This is a genomic window from Anaerobacillus sp. QJM3NY_17, assembly GCF_056173665.1.
The window spans coordinates 321,877-336,928 of sequence record NZ_CM149685.1 but is presented as its reverse complement, the minus strand read 5'-3'; the positions used below and the strand labels follow the sequence as shown (position 1 = coordinate 336,928).

Genomic DNA, 15,052 nt, shown 5'->3' with positions numbered 1-15,052 from the left:
ACGGAAGGGAAAATCATTTATGAATAATCGCTTTTTTAAATTAGCGCTATTATTATCTATATCTACGTTTATCCTTGTCGCTTGTGGTCAAGATGAGTCAGACTCTAAAACGGATGGGAAGCTCACCATTTATACAACACTTTACCCCCTTGAATACTTTGCAGAACGGATTGGAGGAGAAGGTGTAACGGCAGACTCAATCATTCCTCCTGGTAGCGATGCACATAGCTTTGAGCCAACAACTAGAACAATGGCCGAATTAGCTGAAGCTGATTTGTTTATTTATAATGGTGCAGGTATGGAAGGATTTGCTGATGCTGCACAGGATACGCTAAGCAATGAGGATGTCATGGTTCTTGAGTCTGCTAAAGACATCCATCTAGATGAATCAGAAGAAGAGCATGAAGAGCATGAAGAACATGAAGAGCACGCCGATCACGATCATGGTGATATGAATCCCCATATCTGGATCGATCCCATCCTTGCAATCGAGCAGGCTGAAAATATTAAAGATGCTCTAATCACGCTCGATCCTGATCAGAAAGAAACATTCGAAACTAATTTTAATTCTTTGCAAGAAGAATTATTAGCCTTGGATCAATCTTTTCAAGAAATGGCTGATCGTGCAGCTAAGAAAGAATTTCTCATCTCTCATGATGCTTATAGCTACTGGGAAAGTCGTTATGGCCTTGAACAATTAAGCGTCTCAGGTCTTTCTCCTTCTCAAGAGCCAACTCAAAAACAATTGGAAGAAATTATCGAAACAGCTAAAAGCCACAATTTGAAGTATATGCTTTTCGAACAAAATGCTACGCCCAAGCCTGCTAAAGCAGTTCAAAAAGAGCTTGGACTCAATACGCTTCGCATCCATAACCTATCAGTTTTAACCGAGGAAGATATCGAAAATAATGAAACATACTTCACATTAATGAAAAAAAACATTCAAACACTTCAAAAAGCCTTGTCTGAATAAACAAAAACCCTCTCAGTGTCCTTACACTGAGAGGGTTTTTGTTTATTGATAAATATGAACAAACGGTTCTTCTTCGTTAGGATCTTTCACAATCATACTTTCCGTTTCTCCGTTATTTGTAATGTAGATGGAGACCGGAAGCTCCTGAGGAAATGTATCATTTCGTTTCTTGACAAGACCGTTTACGAACTGTGTAAACGAAATGACCTCCGCTTTACTATAGAATTGAATTGGTATTTCAACCTTCAATTGTGTAAGCTCATCCTGTTTATAGAACCCGGTGCCAATGACACCAACAAAGTTTGGAAAGAAATCCTGGATTTCACGCGTGAAATCATCAAACTTCTCTGCTTCAGCAGGATACTCGTCGGAGGCTGCGGAAGAAGGAAAAGCAACGTACTTCTCATTCAAATCCTTCCATGAATCTGGGCTGGATTTCCCCTCTCCTACAATCGTGCTCGCCACAAAGTTTCCTGGGACAACTGATTGTCTTGGTTGCTCTAAAAACAGAGTGAACATGATAGGTACGTCATGCTCAGCACGAATTTTCTTCACAATTGGTTCAATCGATTCCTTCGCCTTAGAAATCACTTCTTCTTTCCCTAGTTTCACTGAACCAGTATATTTCAAGCCATTCTCATCAAGAACAGAGTAAGGATATTCAGAATAAAGCGATAAGGCAATCGAAATTCCGCCTAGTTGTAACTCGTCATCTTTGTTTTGAACATAGTAATCTTGTTCATGTATATAAGATAAGAATTTAGGGTTTTTCTTCTCTGCTTCAATTACTTGCTCATAATTAGCAGGATTTTCTTCCACTCCGAGCTGTGGATTAAGTCCCTCATTTACTTCCTTCTCTTTATCTTTTTCAGCTTCTTCTTTCGTTACACCATTATCTCGATACAGCCAGCTATGAATTTGCTCTGTATCAAAAAGCTGCCCTTCTTTAAAGAAATATTTCTCAGGATCAAATTGCTCTTGAGAAAGTCTGATTAAACCCATCTCAAGCGCATCAACATCGAGACGGTTATCAACGCCAGCCGTGATTAATCCCCTAACTTGTGAAGTATCAAGAGAATTCTTATCCCCATCCTTCTCAAGTACTGAACGATAATACGTTTCAGATGTTTTGATATCTTCACTAACAATCATTTCTTCGCTATCTTCGCCTTCTGAATCATTCACTTTCACTGTATCATCCTGATCGCCCTTCATAAAACTTGGAACACAACCGGATAATACGAGCGAAAGGGCCATGATACTAACGATGAACGTTTGCTTCTTTGGCATTACTTCCCTCTCCTCATTCGTTTAACTCTTCAAGGAACCTGTTCTCACTCCACACGTCAATGCCAAGAGACTCTGCCTTTTCAAGCTTAGAACCAGCATCTTCCCCTGCAATGACAAGATCTGTGCTCTTACTTACACTACCTGTCACCTTTGCGCCTTGTTCTTCAAGCTTCTTCTTTGCTTCCCCGCGACTCAACTGTTCTAACTTACCAGTGAGTACAATTGTTTTACCCGCAAACACGGAATCAATGTCTTCTACCGCAACTGGCTTAGGTCCTTTATAGGTCATATTAACGCCAGCTTCTTTTAATTCTTCAATTAGTTCATGCACTTCTTCGTTTTGAAAATATCGCACAACAGAATCAGCCATTTTCTGTCCCACTTCATTAATTGCTTCAAGATCTTCTATATTTGCTTGAACAATACTGTCCATAGAGCCAAATTGTTGTGCAAGAGTTTTCGCAGCTTTTGCACCGACATGGCGTATCCCCAGACCAAACAACAGTTTTTCTAATGAATTATTCCTTGAGACGCTTATCGCCTCAAGAAGGTTGGAAACTGACTTCTCACCCATTCGCTCTAACTCAATAAGTTGATCGTGTGTCAGCTGATAGATATCTGCTACATCATGAATTAATTCCTCACGAAACAGCTGAGTAATCACCCGTTCACCTAGTCCATCAATATTCATTGCATTGCGTGAAACAAAATGAATGAGTCCTTCACGGAGCTGAGCTGGACATTTTGGATTAATGCATCGAAGTGCGACCTCTTCTTCTAATCGAACGAGATCACTATCACATTCAGGACACTTCTCAGGCATAGAAAATGCTTTTTCTTCACCTGTACGACGGTCTTCGAGAACAGAAACAACTTCAGGGATAATGTCTCCTGCTTTTTTCACAACGACATAGTCTCCAATTTTAATATCCTTCTCACGAATCAGATCCTCATTATGAAGAGATGCTCGCTGTACGGTTGTCCCAGCAACAAGCACTGGTTCTAAAACAGCCGTGGGAGTGACGACACCAGTTCTGCCCACATTAAGCTGAATATCCAAGAGCTGCGTTACAACCTCTTCAGCAGGAAACTTGTATGCAATGGCCCATCGTGGACTTTTCGCAGTAAATCCTAGCTCCTCTTGTTGATTGAGGGCATCTACTTTCACAACAATCCCATCGATCTCGTATGAAAGATCAGGACGTTTCTCTGACCAACCACCGATGTAATCAATAACATCATCAATCGTGTTACATCGCTTCCATTCTGGATTGGTTTTGAATCCTAGCTCTTTGAGAAAATCAAGGCCATTTGAATGTGAACTAATTTCCCTGCCTTCAACCGTACCTACACCGTATACAAAAATAGACAAGTTGCGGCTAGCAGCAATCTTTGGATCAAGCTGGCGAAGAGAACCAGCCGCTGCATTTCGAGGATTTGCAAATAAATCCTGATCGTTCTTCTCACGTGCTTCATTTAATTTCATGAAGGATGGCTTTGGCATGAACGCCTCACCACGCACCTCCATGCTAACATTCTCGCTTAAACGAAGTGGGATAGCTGGAATGGTTTTCAAATTCTGAGTAATGTCCTCTCCTACCGTGCCATCCCCACGTGTGGCTCCACGCACAAGAACTCCATCTTCATAAATAAGTGAAACGGCAAGACCGTCTATTTTTAACTCGCATACATACGAAAAGTTTTCGCCAATTCGATCACGTACACGTCGGTCGAAGTCCTTCAAGTCCTCTTCACCAAATGCATTACCAAGGCTTAGCATAGGTACTCTGTGTTCAACTTTTTGAAAGCCTTCAAGCGGCGGGCCACCGACGCGCTGAGTTGGAGAATCTTCCGTTTTAAGTTCAGGAGTCTCTTCTTCCAGGTTAATTAATTCATTCATCATCCGATCATACTCGGCATCAGGAACGGTCGGCTGATCTAGAACGTGGTACTCGTAATTGTACTGATTTAAGAGCTGACGAAGCTCTTCGATGCGCTTTTGCTTTTCTTCCATCGTCAAACCTCACCTTCTAAAATGACTATTGCTTTTCAATAGGCGCAAACTTCGCTAACAAACGCTTAATTCCTACCGGGTTAGGGAAAGCAATATCAAGCTCAGTCGAGTCACCCTCACCCTTAACGCTAACGACCGTACCAACGCCCCATTTGCGGTGACTTGCTTTATCTCCTACTTTCCAATCGAGTGAATCTCCACCCGTTGAAGTAAGTTGAGGACGTCTAGGCGTCTTTGGAGTAGCAGGTCTTGAAGAAGGTCGGGAACTAGTTCCACCAAACGGTGTAGCTGGCTTTTCTTGACCTTGCTTCTCAAGTAATTCTTCTGGTATCTCTCCTATGAAGCGGGACACAGGATTCGCGTTTGTTTTTCCGTAAAGTGTTCTAAGACGAGAATTTGTTATGAAAAGCTCTTCTTCTGCTCTTGTAATACCGACATATGCTAGACGACGCTCTTCTTCCATCTCCTCTTCCTCAAATAGGGAACGACTATGCGGGAATACTCCTTCTTCCATCCCAATGAGGAAAACAACAGGAAATTCCAAACCTTTTGCTGAATGGAGCGTCATAAGTGTAACAGCTTCCTTCTGCTCACCTTCATCCTCATCTAACTTATCGATATCTGCAACGAGCGCAAGGTCTGTTAGAAAAGCGATTAGGCTTTTATCTTCACTTGCTTTCTCAAATTCTTGTGTAACAGAAAGAAATTCATCAATGTTTTCAAGTCGTGTTTGTGATTCGATTGTATTCTCGTTTCTTAACGCATCACGATACCCTGATTTATCAATTACTTCCTCAACAAGTTCAGATACGGCTAGATATTCCTGCATTTGTGACCAGTTTGCCATTTGATTACCAAATGATTTAAGAGTCTTAGTGAAACGAGCGCTTAACCCGATCTGCTCGACTTCTTGAAGAGCTGTAAAGATAGAAATATCCTGATTAGCCGCATATTGTGCTACCTTGTCCATTGTCGATGCACCAACACCACGCTTTGGAACATTCACAATTCGAAGTAAGCTAATATCATCATCTGGATTAGCAATGAGACGGAGGTATGCTAGAACATCTTTAATCTCTTTACGGTCGTAGAACTTTGTACCACCGACAATGTTGTAATGGATGTTCGACTTATTTAAAATTTCCTCAATCACACGCGACTGGGCATTCGTACGATAAAGAATCGCTATTTGTGAATTCGTTCGCTGTCCGCTATTCACCATATCAAGGATTTTCCCTGTTACGAAACGACTCTCATCATGTTCATCGTTTGCCTGATAGTAAGTAATATGTGGCCCATCATCATTATCCGTCCAAAGCTTTTTAGGCTTTCTGTTCGTATTATTTTCAATAACTACATTGGCCGCTTGTAGAATTTTCTTAGTTGAACGATAGTTTTGCTCAAGGAATATCGCGCGTGCACTTGGATAGTCCTTCTCGAAGGAAAGAATGTTCTGTATGTCCGCACCACGCCAGCGGTAGATCGACTGATCAGAATCACCTACTACGCAAAGGTTCTGATATTTCTCAGCCATGAGTTTAACAAGGATATATTGTGCTTTGTTTGTATCTTGATACTCATCAACATGAATGTACTGAAATTTACGCTGATAAAACTCGAGTACTTCCGGCACCTTTTTGAACAACGTGATCGTCCGCATAATCAAATCATCAAAATCAAGCGCCTGGTTTTTACGAAGCTGCTTCTGATATTGCTCATATGCATCAGCAACAACACTTTCGTAAGGTCCCTTTGCATTAGCTTTATAATCTTCAGGGGTTTCGAGTTCATTTTTTGCAGAGCTAATACTGCCAAGAATCCCTCTAGGCTCAAATTTCTTTGGATCTACGTTCTGCTCTTTCAAGATCTTCTTAATAACAGTCAGCTGGTCCCCAGAATCAAGAATGGTGAAGTTGCGGTTAATCCCAATCCGATCACCGTCTCTTCTTAAAATACGTACGCACATAGAGTGGAATGTTGAAATCCAAATATCTTCCGAGACTGGTCCCGTAATCGAATTCACTCGCTCTCTCATTTCTCGCGCCGCTTTATTCGTAAACGTAATCGCAAGAATATTCCAAGGAGATACCTGTTTCTCCACAAGAAGATACGCAATACGATGCGTCAGCACTCTCGTTTTTCCACTACCTGCTCCAGCCATAATTAAAAGCGGTCCATCCGTGTGCTTGACCGCTTCTTGTTGTTCGGGATTTAGCCCGTTTAGTAACTTATCAACTATTCGTTGCATGTTTTCGCACTCCTCACAAACGTATGTTCTTGTTTCTTATTTTACCTGATCGACAGGAGAGAATCAATTTCCTTTCACAGCAGCAACAGTTTTTATCGCCTGCTTCATATTATCGTATATGACGTTCCCGACAATAATCGTATCTGCAGAAGCTGCCATTTCTTTCGCTTTCTCAGGAGAATCAATTCCGCCACCATAAAAAAGTTGCGTATCGTCAAGAACCTGGCTCACTTTCCGAACAAGCTCTGCATCTCCATATGTTCCGCTATATTCCACATAAAAAATGGGCAGTTTGAACATTTTCTCTGCCATACGAGCATAAGCAAGAACATCAGCTTCATCTAGATTAGTATGAGCAGAAGTTAACTGAGCAACCTTAGAATCCTGGTTTAAAATACAATACCCTTCCATCACAATTTCATCCCAGTTCATGATTTCGCCAAAATCTTTTACAGCCTCATGATGTAATCCGGTCACCCATCGGCTATCTTCCGTATTCAACACTGTCGGAATAAAATAAAAATCAAATCCTGGTGTCACTGCCTCAACAGTGGATACCTCAAGAGCACATGGTACCGCGTAACGGCGAATTCTAGCAAGTAGATCTAAAGTCCGATCAAGCGTAACGCCATCACTACCACCAACAATCACCGCATCCGTCCCAGACTCACAAATCGCCTCAAGATCATAATCCTCTATCTCCTTATTCGGATCCAGCTTAAACACATGCTTCCACTCTCGAAAATCAAACATCCTAACCCTTCCTCCCACTTTTCCTCATAAATTGGATTATATCAAAGAATACCCTAAAAGCGGAAGCGCCCGTTTAGCCTCGACAAGCGCTGGAGCCCCATAAAAAGAACACGGTCTTTGTGTTCATTTTATGGGGTGAAGCGATCGAGAGGCTGGGCGCTGTAGCTGGATAATGAAAAGCGGAAGCCTCCGTTTAGACCCGGCAGGCACTGGAGCCCTCCAAATTGAACACGGTCTTTGTGTTCGAGTTGGAGGGTGAAGTGACCGAGGGTCTGGAGGCTGCAGCTGGATCATGAAAAGCGGAAGTGGGCGTTTAGGTCCGACAAGCGCTGGAGGCATTTCATTTGAACACGTCCTTTGTGTTCGGATGAAATGGTGAAGCGATCGAGGACCTGCCCACTGCAGCTGGATCACCTAAAAGCGGAAGCGCCCGTTTAGCCCCCACAAACATCTGCAACCATTTAAAATCCATAATTCCGCGATTTCCTCGATAATTCCGCGATAATCTCATTTTATCCGCGAAATCGATCATTATTTCCGCGATTTCTCAAATATATCCGCGAAAAGGCAAATATCCATCAACACGCCAACCAAAACAAAAATGAGCCGGAAGCCGGCTCATTTTCTACTCTTTATTGTGAACACGATCAAGCGTCATTTGATAGCCATCGTTTCCATAGTTCAAGCTGCGCTTTACTCTGGAAATCGTTGCGGTGCTTGCGCCTGTTTCTGTTTCAATTTTATGATACGTAAACCCTTCACGTAGCATTCTTGCTACTTCCAAACGCTGAGCAAGCGATTGTATCTCATTTACAGTCGCTAGATCATCAAAGAACAAATAGCATTCTTCAAGATCTTTCAATGAAAGAATCGCTTCAAAAAGTTGGTCAAGTGTCTTACCTCGAAGTTTATCAATTTGCATTCTAAATCCACTCTCCTTACTTAAGTATGTTTCGTCTATATGTTGCATTCTGTAACGTTCATCTTGATGTGCTATTTATAAAGCTTTATATTCATTTTAACAATTCAACCGAATAAAATCATGCACTTCACTCCGTTAAGAGGTTACTTTGTTATAGTTTAACGCATTATCGAAGGAAAAAGTACCATTTTCCTTTTCACATCATAAATTCCTTGCTGCGTCAATCGAATAAAAGGTAAATGTGTTGAAGAAAAGAACAACAAGCTATAAACGGGATCTTTATATAAGTAGCCCCTATCTTCTAGTTCTTGTATCATTCTCTTTTCAACTTTGATTAGTTCTTCAAGTGGAAGATCAGACATTTTGCCCATGAGAGGAAGTTTAATTTCGGATATAACTTCTCCATCTTCTACAAGAGAGATCCCCCCACCAATTTCATTTATTCGATTAAAAGCTGTCATCATATCCGCTTTATTTTTCCCAATCAGAATAAAATCACCCGTATTCGAAAAGCTGCTTGCAAATCCTTTCACTTGATTAGCGAAGCCTTTAATGATCGTATTTACACGCCATTTCCCTTCACGACTGAGAAGCATCATAAAGCTTTCATCAGAACCTGAAGGTAACTCTTCAACTGACGTTTCGACAGATAGATTATAAGGCTTTGTAATAACAGCATTCACCATTTCAATTCCTGCCGGACCAGAGAAAGTTAAATCGTTTGATTGGATTTCCCACGAATTATCAAGTGGAGAAAGTCCATGATCTTCCCAATCAAAAGACCAATCTTGTTCTACTTCATCACGATCACGCTTTAACCATTTTCCACGCGCTAGAACAGAGACAGGGAGCGGATCTTCTTTTGACGCAAGAATATTAATGTGAGCCACTCTACCCGGCGCTATCATACCATGCGTATCGCTTATACCGTAATGGTTTGCGACATTATATGACACCATAGAATACGCATCTTCTGAAGGGACTCCTTTCTCAAGTGCTATTGCAATTAACTTGTCCGTTGTGCCATTTTCCAGGAATGAAGGCGTTGATCCATCTGTATTCATCATAACGCGGTCAAAGGAAGTAACTCCTTTTTTCAGCAATGATTCGAGAATGACAGGTAGATCAGGTCTTATCGAAGAATAACGGAGTGACGTCATCATACCCATCTCTAAGCGACGTAGCGCCTCCTCTCCTGTCATCGCTTCATGATCACATGAAACGCCAAGAAGCCCCATCTTCGTTAATGTTGCGAGAGAAGCACCTGGAAGATGTCCTTCCACTGGTTTACCGAGTCTTCTCGTCTCCTGCATCCATTCTAATATTTCATCATCTCCCCCGAGAACATCAGGCCATGCGGTAAGCTCTCCACCCTGTATCACAAGTGGGTGTGCCAGCCATTCCTTCATATTTTTATTCGTAATGGCCTCCTCATCGAGAAGCTGTGTTTGTGAATCATATCGCGCCCACCAATACATCGAAACGGGATACTGATCTAAATTCTCAATTAATGTAAGCGCTTTCTCTTTTGTCAAACCTAGAAGGAATAAAAGGTTATCATTCATCATTGTTGTTGTTCCCCGCTGAGATGCATATCGCGCAAGCGTAAGGGGATTATATAGTTGAAATGGATGTGCATGTGGTTCAATATAACCTGGCACGAGATATTTCCCGTAACAATCAATCCATTCAGTTGACGGGTGCTTTTCAGGAAGATCATCGCCTACGTAAACAATACGATCTTCATATACCCATATATTCGATGTAACCCATTTTTTAAGTCCATTATTTAAATATGTTGCATTGTAAAAAACGATCGATGGAGGCAGTTCTCCAGACACTACTTGAACGTGTTGTCGTAATTGCTGCTTTGTCCATAAATTTTTTCGTTTTGCCAAAACCATCACCCGCTTCAAGAAGTTTTCTTTATTTTAACATAATTTCGACACGTTGCTACTTTAGATTTGTGAATGAAGAAAGGAGTTTTTCAATTGAAGCCAAACATTAGTATGATGAATGCCTTTGTTCGACTAGCTACCGGATTCACACTTCTTGCTTATTCAACCGCAAAGCTTTCTAAAGAAGAATCCAAATCAGCCTGGATAATCGCCGCAATCGGTGCCATGAAAGTAGCTGAAGGACATACGAGGTATTGCCCCATCGTTGACCTCATGACCCCCGATGAAAAACTTGATCCAGATGAAACGGCACTTGAAAGAGTGATTAATCCTTCTTAACGTTTTCATAAAAAAACTTCCCTGCATTCAGGGAAGTTTCATCTACCTTATCAAAAGGAGGTCTATTTATGCTCGAGTATATAACAGATACATGGTTAATTTATACGATGATTATTGGAAGTATCGTTGCGATTGCGTTCGCCTATATTAGGAAGAAACGTGTGAAATAGCGCGATGCCCAATGTCTGTTCGATAGAAGCCTTCCGTTACTTTTACATTTTCTAATTCTTTATATACCACCTGACTCGCTTCTCTCAAATCATCACCTGCAGAAGCAACAAGTAGTACACGACCCCCGTCTGTCACTAGTTTTTCACCGATTTGTTTTGTTCCGGCATGAAAAACAAGAGACTCTGATCCAACCTGATCAAGCCCAGTAATCGCCTTGCCTTTTTCATAGCTACCTGGATAGCCACCTGAAGCAACGACAACACCAATAACGGACTGTTCGCTCCATTCAAGCTTAGGTGTTTTACCCTCGAGGAGATCAAGGACAGCCTGGACGAAGTCTGATGTCATTCTTGGGAGAACGACTTGCGTTTCTGGATCACCAAAGCGCGCATTAAATTCAATCACTTTCGGTCCATCAACTGTTAACATAAGGCCAGCATAGAGAATTCCGGTAAAGGAGCGGCCATCTGATTTCATTCCTTTTGCTGCAGGACATAAAATCGTCTCAACCGCATGATCCACAGTATCTTGAGAAATTTGCGGAACAGGAGAATAGGCTCCCATCCCTCCTGTATTTGGACCCTCGTCACCATTGAAAGCACGTTTATGATCTTGAGAAATAACGAGTGGGTAAACACGATCACCTTCGACAAGAGCCATTAAAGAGAATTCCTCACCCTCTAGAAATTCTTCTACTACAACACGTTCACTAGCAGCACCAAACTGATTGTTCTCCATCATGTCATGAAGGCTTTCAAGTGCTTCCTCCAGTGACATTGCCACCACAACACCTTTACCTGCAGCAAGTCCATCTGCTTTTAGGACGATCGGCGCCCCGACTTTTTCAACATAAGCTTTCGCTTCGATATAGTCAGTAAAGGACTTAGAAAATGCGGTAGGAATGTTATGCGCAACCATTAATTCTTTGGCGAACGTTTTACTTCCCTCAATCAAGGCCGCTTCCTGTCTTGGTCCAAATACACGGAGTCCTTCCTCCTCAAAGCGATTTACAATCCCGTCGAGAAGAGGTTGTTCAGGGCCAACAAGCGTTAAATCAATGTTTTCCCTTTTTGCGAAGGCAACAAGTTCCTCATGATCACTCTCTTCAATTGCCACAAGCTGACTAACATCCGTCATACCTGCATTACCAGGAGCGACAAAGACTTGATCAACAAGGCTGCTTTCCGCCGCTTTCCATGCCATTACATGCTCGCGGCCACCGCGACCAATTACCAATACCTTCACTCGAAAAACCTCCTCTTAATGTTTAAAATGACGAATGCCAGTAAAGACCATTGTAATGCCATATTCATTCGCTTTCTTGATGGAGTCCTCATCGCGAATGGAGCCGCCAGGTTGAATAATAGCTGTTACACCAGCGCGACCTGCTGCTTCAACAGTATCATCCATTGGGAAGAAAGCATCTGAACCCATAACTGATCCCTTGCTCTTCTCACCTGCTTGCTCGATGGCAATATTCGCAGCACCGACACGGTTCATTTGTCCTGCACCAATTCCAATCGTTTGGTCATTCTTCGTTAGAACGATAGCATTTGATTTCACATGTTTCACAACTTTCCATGCTAACTTCAGTGCTTCCCACTCTTCTTCTGTCGGCTCACGATCGGTTGGAACCGAAATATCAGCTTCATCGAATCCATAACGATCACGCTCTTGAAGTAAAAGGCCACCATTTACGGAAGTTAACTGATGTTCAATCGCAGGAGAGGCAGAAACATCAAGCTTCAATAAACGAAGGTTCTTTTTCTTCGTTAACACAGCTAAAGCTTCTTCTGTAAACGAAGGTGCCATAATAATTTCAAGGAAAATTTCTTTTAACTTAAGCGCTGTTGCTTCATCCACTTCACGATTAATCGCGACAATCCCACCAAAAATCGAAGTGGAATCAGCTTCATATGCTTTTTGATAAGCTTGTACAACCGTTTCACCAGTACCAACTCCGCACGGGTTCATATGTTTCACAGCTACAACAGCCGGCTGATCAAATTCCTTCACAATATTAAGCGCCGCATTGGCATCGTTAATATTATTGTAAGAAAGCTCTTTACCATTTAACTGCTCTGCTGAAGCAAGTGAAGCTCCAGTATATAAAGGTTTTTTGTAGAAAACAGCTTTTTGATGGGGGTTTTCACCATAGCGAAGCGTTTGTTTCCTTTCAAATGTTACCGTAAGTGACTCAGGCTCTTCTTCTCCTGATTGAGCAGTTAAATATTCCGAAATCACAGCATCATATGAAGCTGTATGGCGAAATACTTTTGCAGCAAGCTCACGACGAAGAATTCCGGTTGTATCACCATTTTCTTCAACTTGTCGCAAAACGCGATTGTAATCAGAAGGATCCACTACAACTGTTACGTCCCGATGATTTTTTGCAGCAGAACGAAGCATCGTCGGTCCACCAATATCAATATTTTCAATCGCTTCTTCATAAGTAACATCAGGTTTTGCGATTGTTTCCTGGAAAGGATACAAATTCACAACAACAAGATCAATTGGCTTGATATTAAGATCATCCAACTGTTTCTGATGAGCTTCATTATCACGCACAGCTAGAAGACCACTATGTACGTTTGGATGAAGGGTTTTTACGCGCCCATCGAGAATCTCCGGAAATCCAGTTACGTCCGAGATGCCAATCACGTCTACACCAGCTTCTTCTAGAGCACGCTTTGTCCCCCCTGTTGAGATCACCTGGACCCCTTTGTCCGCAAGTCCTTTTGCAAATGCTGTAATATCTGTTTTATCAGAAACGCTAATCAACGCACGTTTAATAGCCATAATGATTCCTCCTACTACCTTTTGTTTTTTTCCTAAAGAAGGGAACGGATGACGGCAGGGTATAAAAGATGCTCTACTGCCTGGATTTTATTTGCCAGGTCATCCTTCGTGTCGCCCTCATCAATCCGAACACTGTCTTGATCAATGATTTTTCCGGTATCCATTCCCTCGTCCACGAAATGAACGGTTACGCCAGTGATTTTAACACCTGCTTCAAATGCTTGTCCGATTGCGTCCTTTCCAGGGAAAGAAGGAAGAAGAGATGGGTGGATATTCACAATTCTTCCTTCGAAACCTTGAAGCAACGTTGGACCGATTAACCTCATATAGCCTGCGAGAATAATCCACTCAACACCAGCATCATGTAACTGCTGAAGAATAAATGTTTCAAAGTCAGCTTTCGATTCATACGATTTAGGATAAAAGGAAAGGACAGGAATGCCAAAGCGTTCTGCCCTTTTTTCAACCTTAGCTCCAGGACGATCACAGACTACGAGGGCCACTTCTGCTTCAAGCTGTCCCTTTTCAATCGCTGCGGCAATCGCTTCAAAGTTCGAGCCGCTCCCAGATGCGAATACGGCTAGCTTCTTCACGACAAGTCACCGCCTCCGAATTCGATTCCTTCTCCCTTTACAACGCGTCCAATCATATAAGCACGCTCACCATCCTGCTCAAGTGCTTTGATGACATTAACCGCAACATCTTCTGGAACAGCAAGGACCATCCCTATACCCATATTAAATGTTGTAAACATTTCCTTACGAGCGAGACTTCCCTTCTTTTCGATCAAATCAAAAATAGGAGGAACCGGCCACGAACCATAATCAATTTGTGCAGCCAGTCCTTCAGGAAGCATACGCGGAATATTCTCTTCAAAACCTCCGCCTGTAATGTGTGCAATCCCATGAACAGTGTTAGATTGAAGAACATTTAGAACAGGTTTAACATAGATACGCGTCGGTGTCAGCAAAGCATTTCCAAGCGTCATACCAAGTTCGTCATATGACGTTTTCAAATCCATATCATTATCCTTGAGAAGCACTTTACGTACAAGGGAAAAGCCATTACTATGAATACCGTTTGATGCAAGGCCAATGAGAACATCGCCTTCTGTCACATTCTCTGTTGTAATCAACTGAGACTTCTCTACAGCGCCAACTGTAAACCCAGCAAGGTCATAATCATTCTCTTGGTACATGTCAGGCATTTCAGCTGTTTCACCACCAACAAGAGCACACCCTGCCTGTGAACAGCCTTCTGCAACGCCTTTCACAATTTGTTCGATCCGCTCTGGTGCAAGCTTACCTGTTGCAATGTAATCCAAAAAATAGAGCGGTTCTGCGCCTTGTGCGACAACATCATTTACGCACATCGCAACACAATCAATCCCAATTGTATCGTGCTGATCGAGTTGGATCGCAAGCATGAGTTTCGTGCCTACTCCGTCCGTCCCTGAAACGAGAACTGGCTTCTCATAATTGAGTTCTGACAGATCGAACATGCCACCAAAGCCACCAAGTCCTCCCATAACTCCCTTACGCATCGTTTTTTTCACATGCGGTTTGATCCGATCTACCGCTTCATAACCTGCTTCTATATTAACGCCTGCCTGCCTGTATGCTTGTGCCATAACGGCCTCCTTCAG

The 15,052-nt window shown here is 42.3% G+C and carries 13 protein-coding genes; 3 read left to right on the top strand and 10 right to left on the bottom strand.

Annotated elements, in window-relative coordinates:
• The first annotated feature begins 19 nt into the window (after positions 1-19).
• On the top strand, positions 20-973 hold the full coding sequence (locus AC0VYV_RS01870; protein WP_475366390.1) for a metal ABC transporter solute-binding protein, Zn/Mn family: 954 nt from the start codon (positions 20-22) through the stop codon (positions 971-973).
• A gap of 42 nt (positions 974-1,015) precedes the next feature.
• Here the strand turns inward: AC0VYV_RS01870 and AC0VYV_RS01865 are convergent, their stop codons facing one another.
• The 6 genes from AC0VYV_RS01865 to AC0VYV_RS01840 form a co-directional block, all read right to left on the bottom strand.
• The gene (locus tag AC0VYV_RS01865; RefSeq protein WP_430242472.1) at positions 1,016-2,263 is read right to left on the bottom strand and encodes a CamS family sex pheromone protein; all 1,248 of its coding nucleotides are present in this window, start codon (positions 2,261-2,263) and stop codon (positions 1,016-1,018) included.
• Positions 2,264-2,276: 13 nt separating this feature from the next.
• Complete coding sequence (gene ligA / locus AC0VYV_RS01860; RefSeq protein WP_430242471.1) at positions 2,277-4,277, bottom strand: NAD-dependent DNA ligase LigA; 2,001 nt, start codon at positions 4,275-4,277, stop codon at positions 2,277-2,279.
• A 25-nt stretch (positions 4,278-4,302) separates the two neighbouring features.
• A complete protein-coding gene (gene pcrA, locus AC0VYV_RS01855; RefSeq protein WP_430242469.1) occupies positions 4,303-6,525 on the bottom strand; it encodes a DNA helicase PcrA in 2,223 nt (740 codons plus the stop codon).
• Between the two features lie 63 nt (positions 6,526-6,588).
• Entirely contained in the window at positions 6,589-7,278 is a 690-nt protein-coding gene (gene pcrB / locus AC0VYV_RS01850; protein ID WP_430242468.1) for a heptaprenylglyceryl phosphate synthase, read from the bottom strand.
• Positions 7,279-7,903: 625 nt separating this feature from the next.
• Complete coding sequence (locus AC0VYV_RS01845) at positions 7,904-8,200, bottom strand: YerC/YecD family TrpR-related protein (RefSeq protein WP_136948324.1); 297 nt, start codon at positions 8,198-8,200, stop codon at positions 7,904-7,906.
• A gap of 158 nt (positions 8,201-8,358) precedes the next feature.
• Positions 8,359-10,104 (bottom strand): adenine deaminase C-terminal domain-containing protein, encoded by a 1,746-nt coding sequence (locus AC0VYV_RS01840; protein ID WP_430242464.1) that lies wholly within the window; start codon positions 10,102-10,104, stop codon positions 8,359-8,361.
• An 87-nt stretch (positions 10,105-10,191) separates the two neighbouring features.
• On the opposite strand from AC0VYV_RS01840, the gene AC0VYV_RS01835 reads away from it, so the two are divergent.
• Together AC0VYV_RS01835 and AC0VYV_RS01830 are read left to right on the top strand one after the other, a co-directional pair.
• Entirely contained in the window at positions 10,192-10,437 is a 246-nt protein-coding gene (locus tag AC0VYV_RS01835; protein ID WP_226616410.1) for a YgaP family membrane protein, read from the top strand.
• Positions 10,438-10,505: 68 nt separating this feature from the next.
• Positions 10,506-10,607: an EYxxD motif small membrane protein gene (locus tag AC0VYV_RS01830; protein WP_337957775.1), complete on the top strand. Its 102-nt coding sequence runs from the start codon at positions 10,506-10,508 to the stop codon at positions 10,605-10,607.
• On the opposite strand, the gene purD is transcribed toward AC0VYV_RS01830, so the two are convergent.
• The 4 genes from purD to purM are packed head-to-tail and all read right to left on the bottom strand — an operon-like array spanning position 10,585 to position 15,037.
• Positions 10,585-11,853 (bottom strand): phosphoribosylamine--glycine ligase, encoded by a 1,269-nt coding sequence (gene purD, locus AC0VYV_RS01825; RefSeq protein WP_475373213.1) that lies wholly within the window; start codon positions 11,851-11,853, stop codon positions 10,585-10,587. The genes AC0VYV_RS01830 and purD overlap by 23 nt on opposite strands.
• A 15-nt stretch (positions 11,854-11,868) precedes the next feature.
• Positions 11,869-13,407, bottom strand: a complete 1,539-nt coding sequence (purH, locus tag AC0VYV_RS01820; RefSeq protein ID WP_430242460.1) for a bifunctional phosphoribosylaminoimidazolecarboxamide formyltransferase/IMP cyclohydrolase — start codon at positions 13,405-13,407, stop codon at positions 11,869-11,871.
• Positions 13,408-13,439: 32 nt separating this feature from the next.
• Complete coding sequence (purN, locus tag AC0VYV_RS01815) at positions 13,440-14,000, bottom strand: phosphoribosylglycinamide formyltransferase (RefSeq protein WP_430242457.1); 561 nt, start codon at positions 13,998-14,000, stop codon at positions 13,440-13,442.
• Positions 13,997-15,037, bottom strand: coding sequence for a phosphoribosylformylglycinamidine cyclo-ligase (gene purM, locus AC0VYV_RS01810; protein ID WP_430242455.1), 1,041 nt, complete (start codon positions 15,035-15,037; stop codon positions 13,997-13,999). Before purM ends, purN begins: the two co-directional genes overlap by 4 nt.
• Positions 15,038-15,052 lie beyond the last annotated feature (15 nt).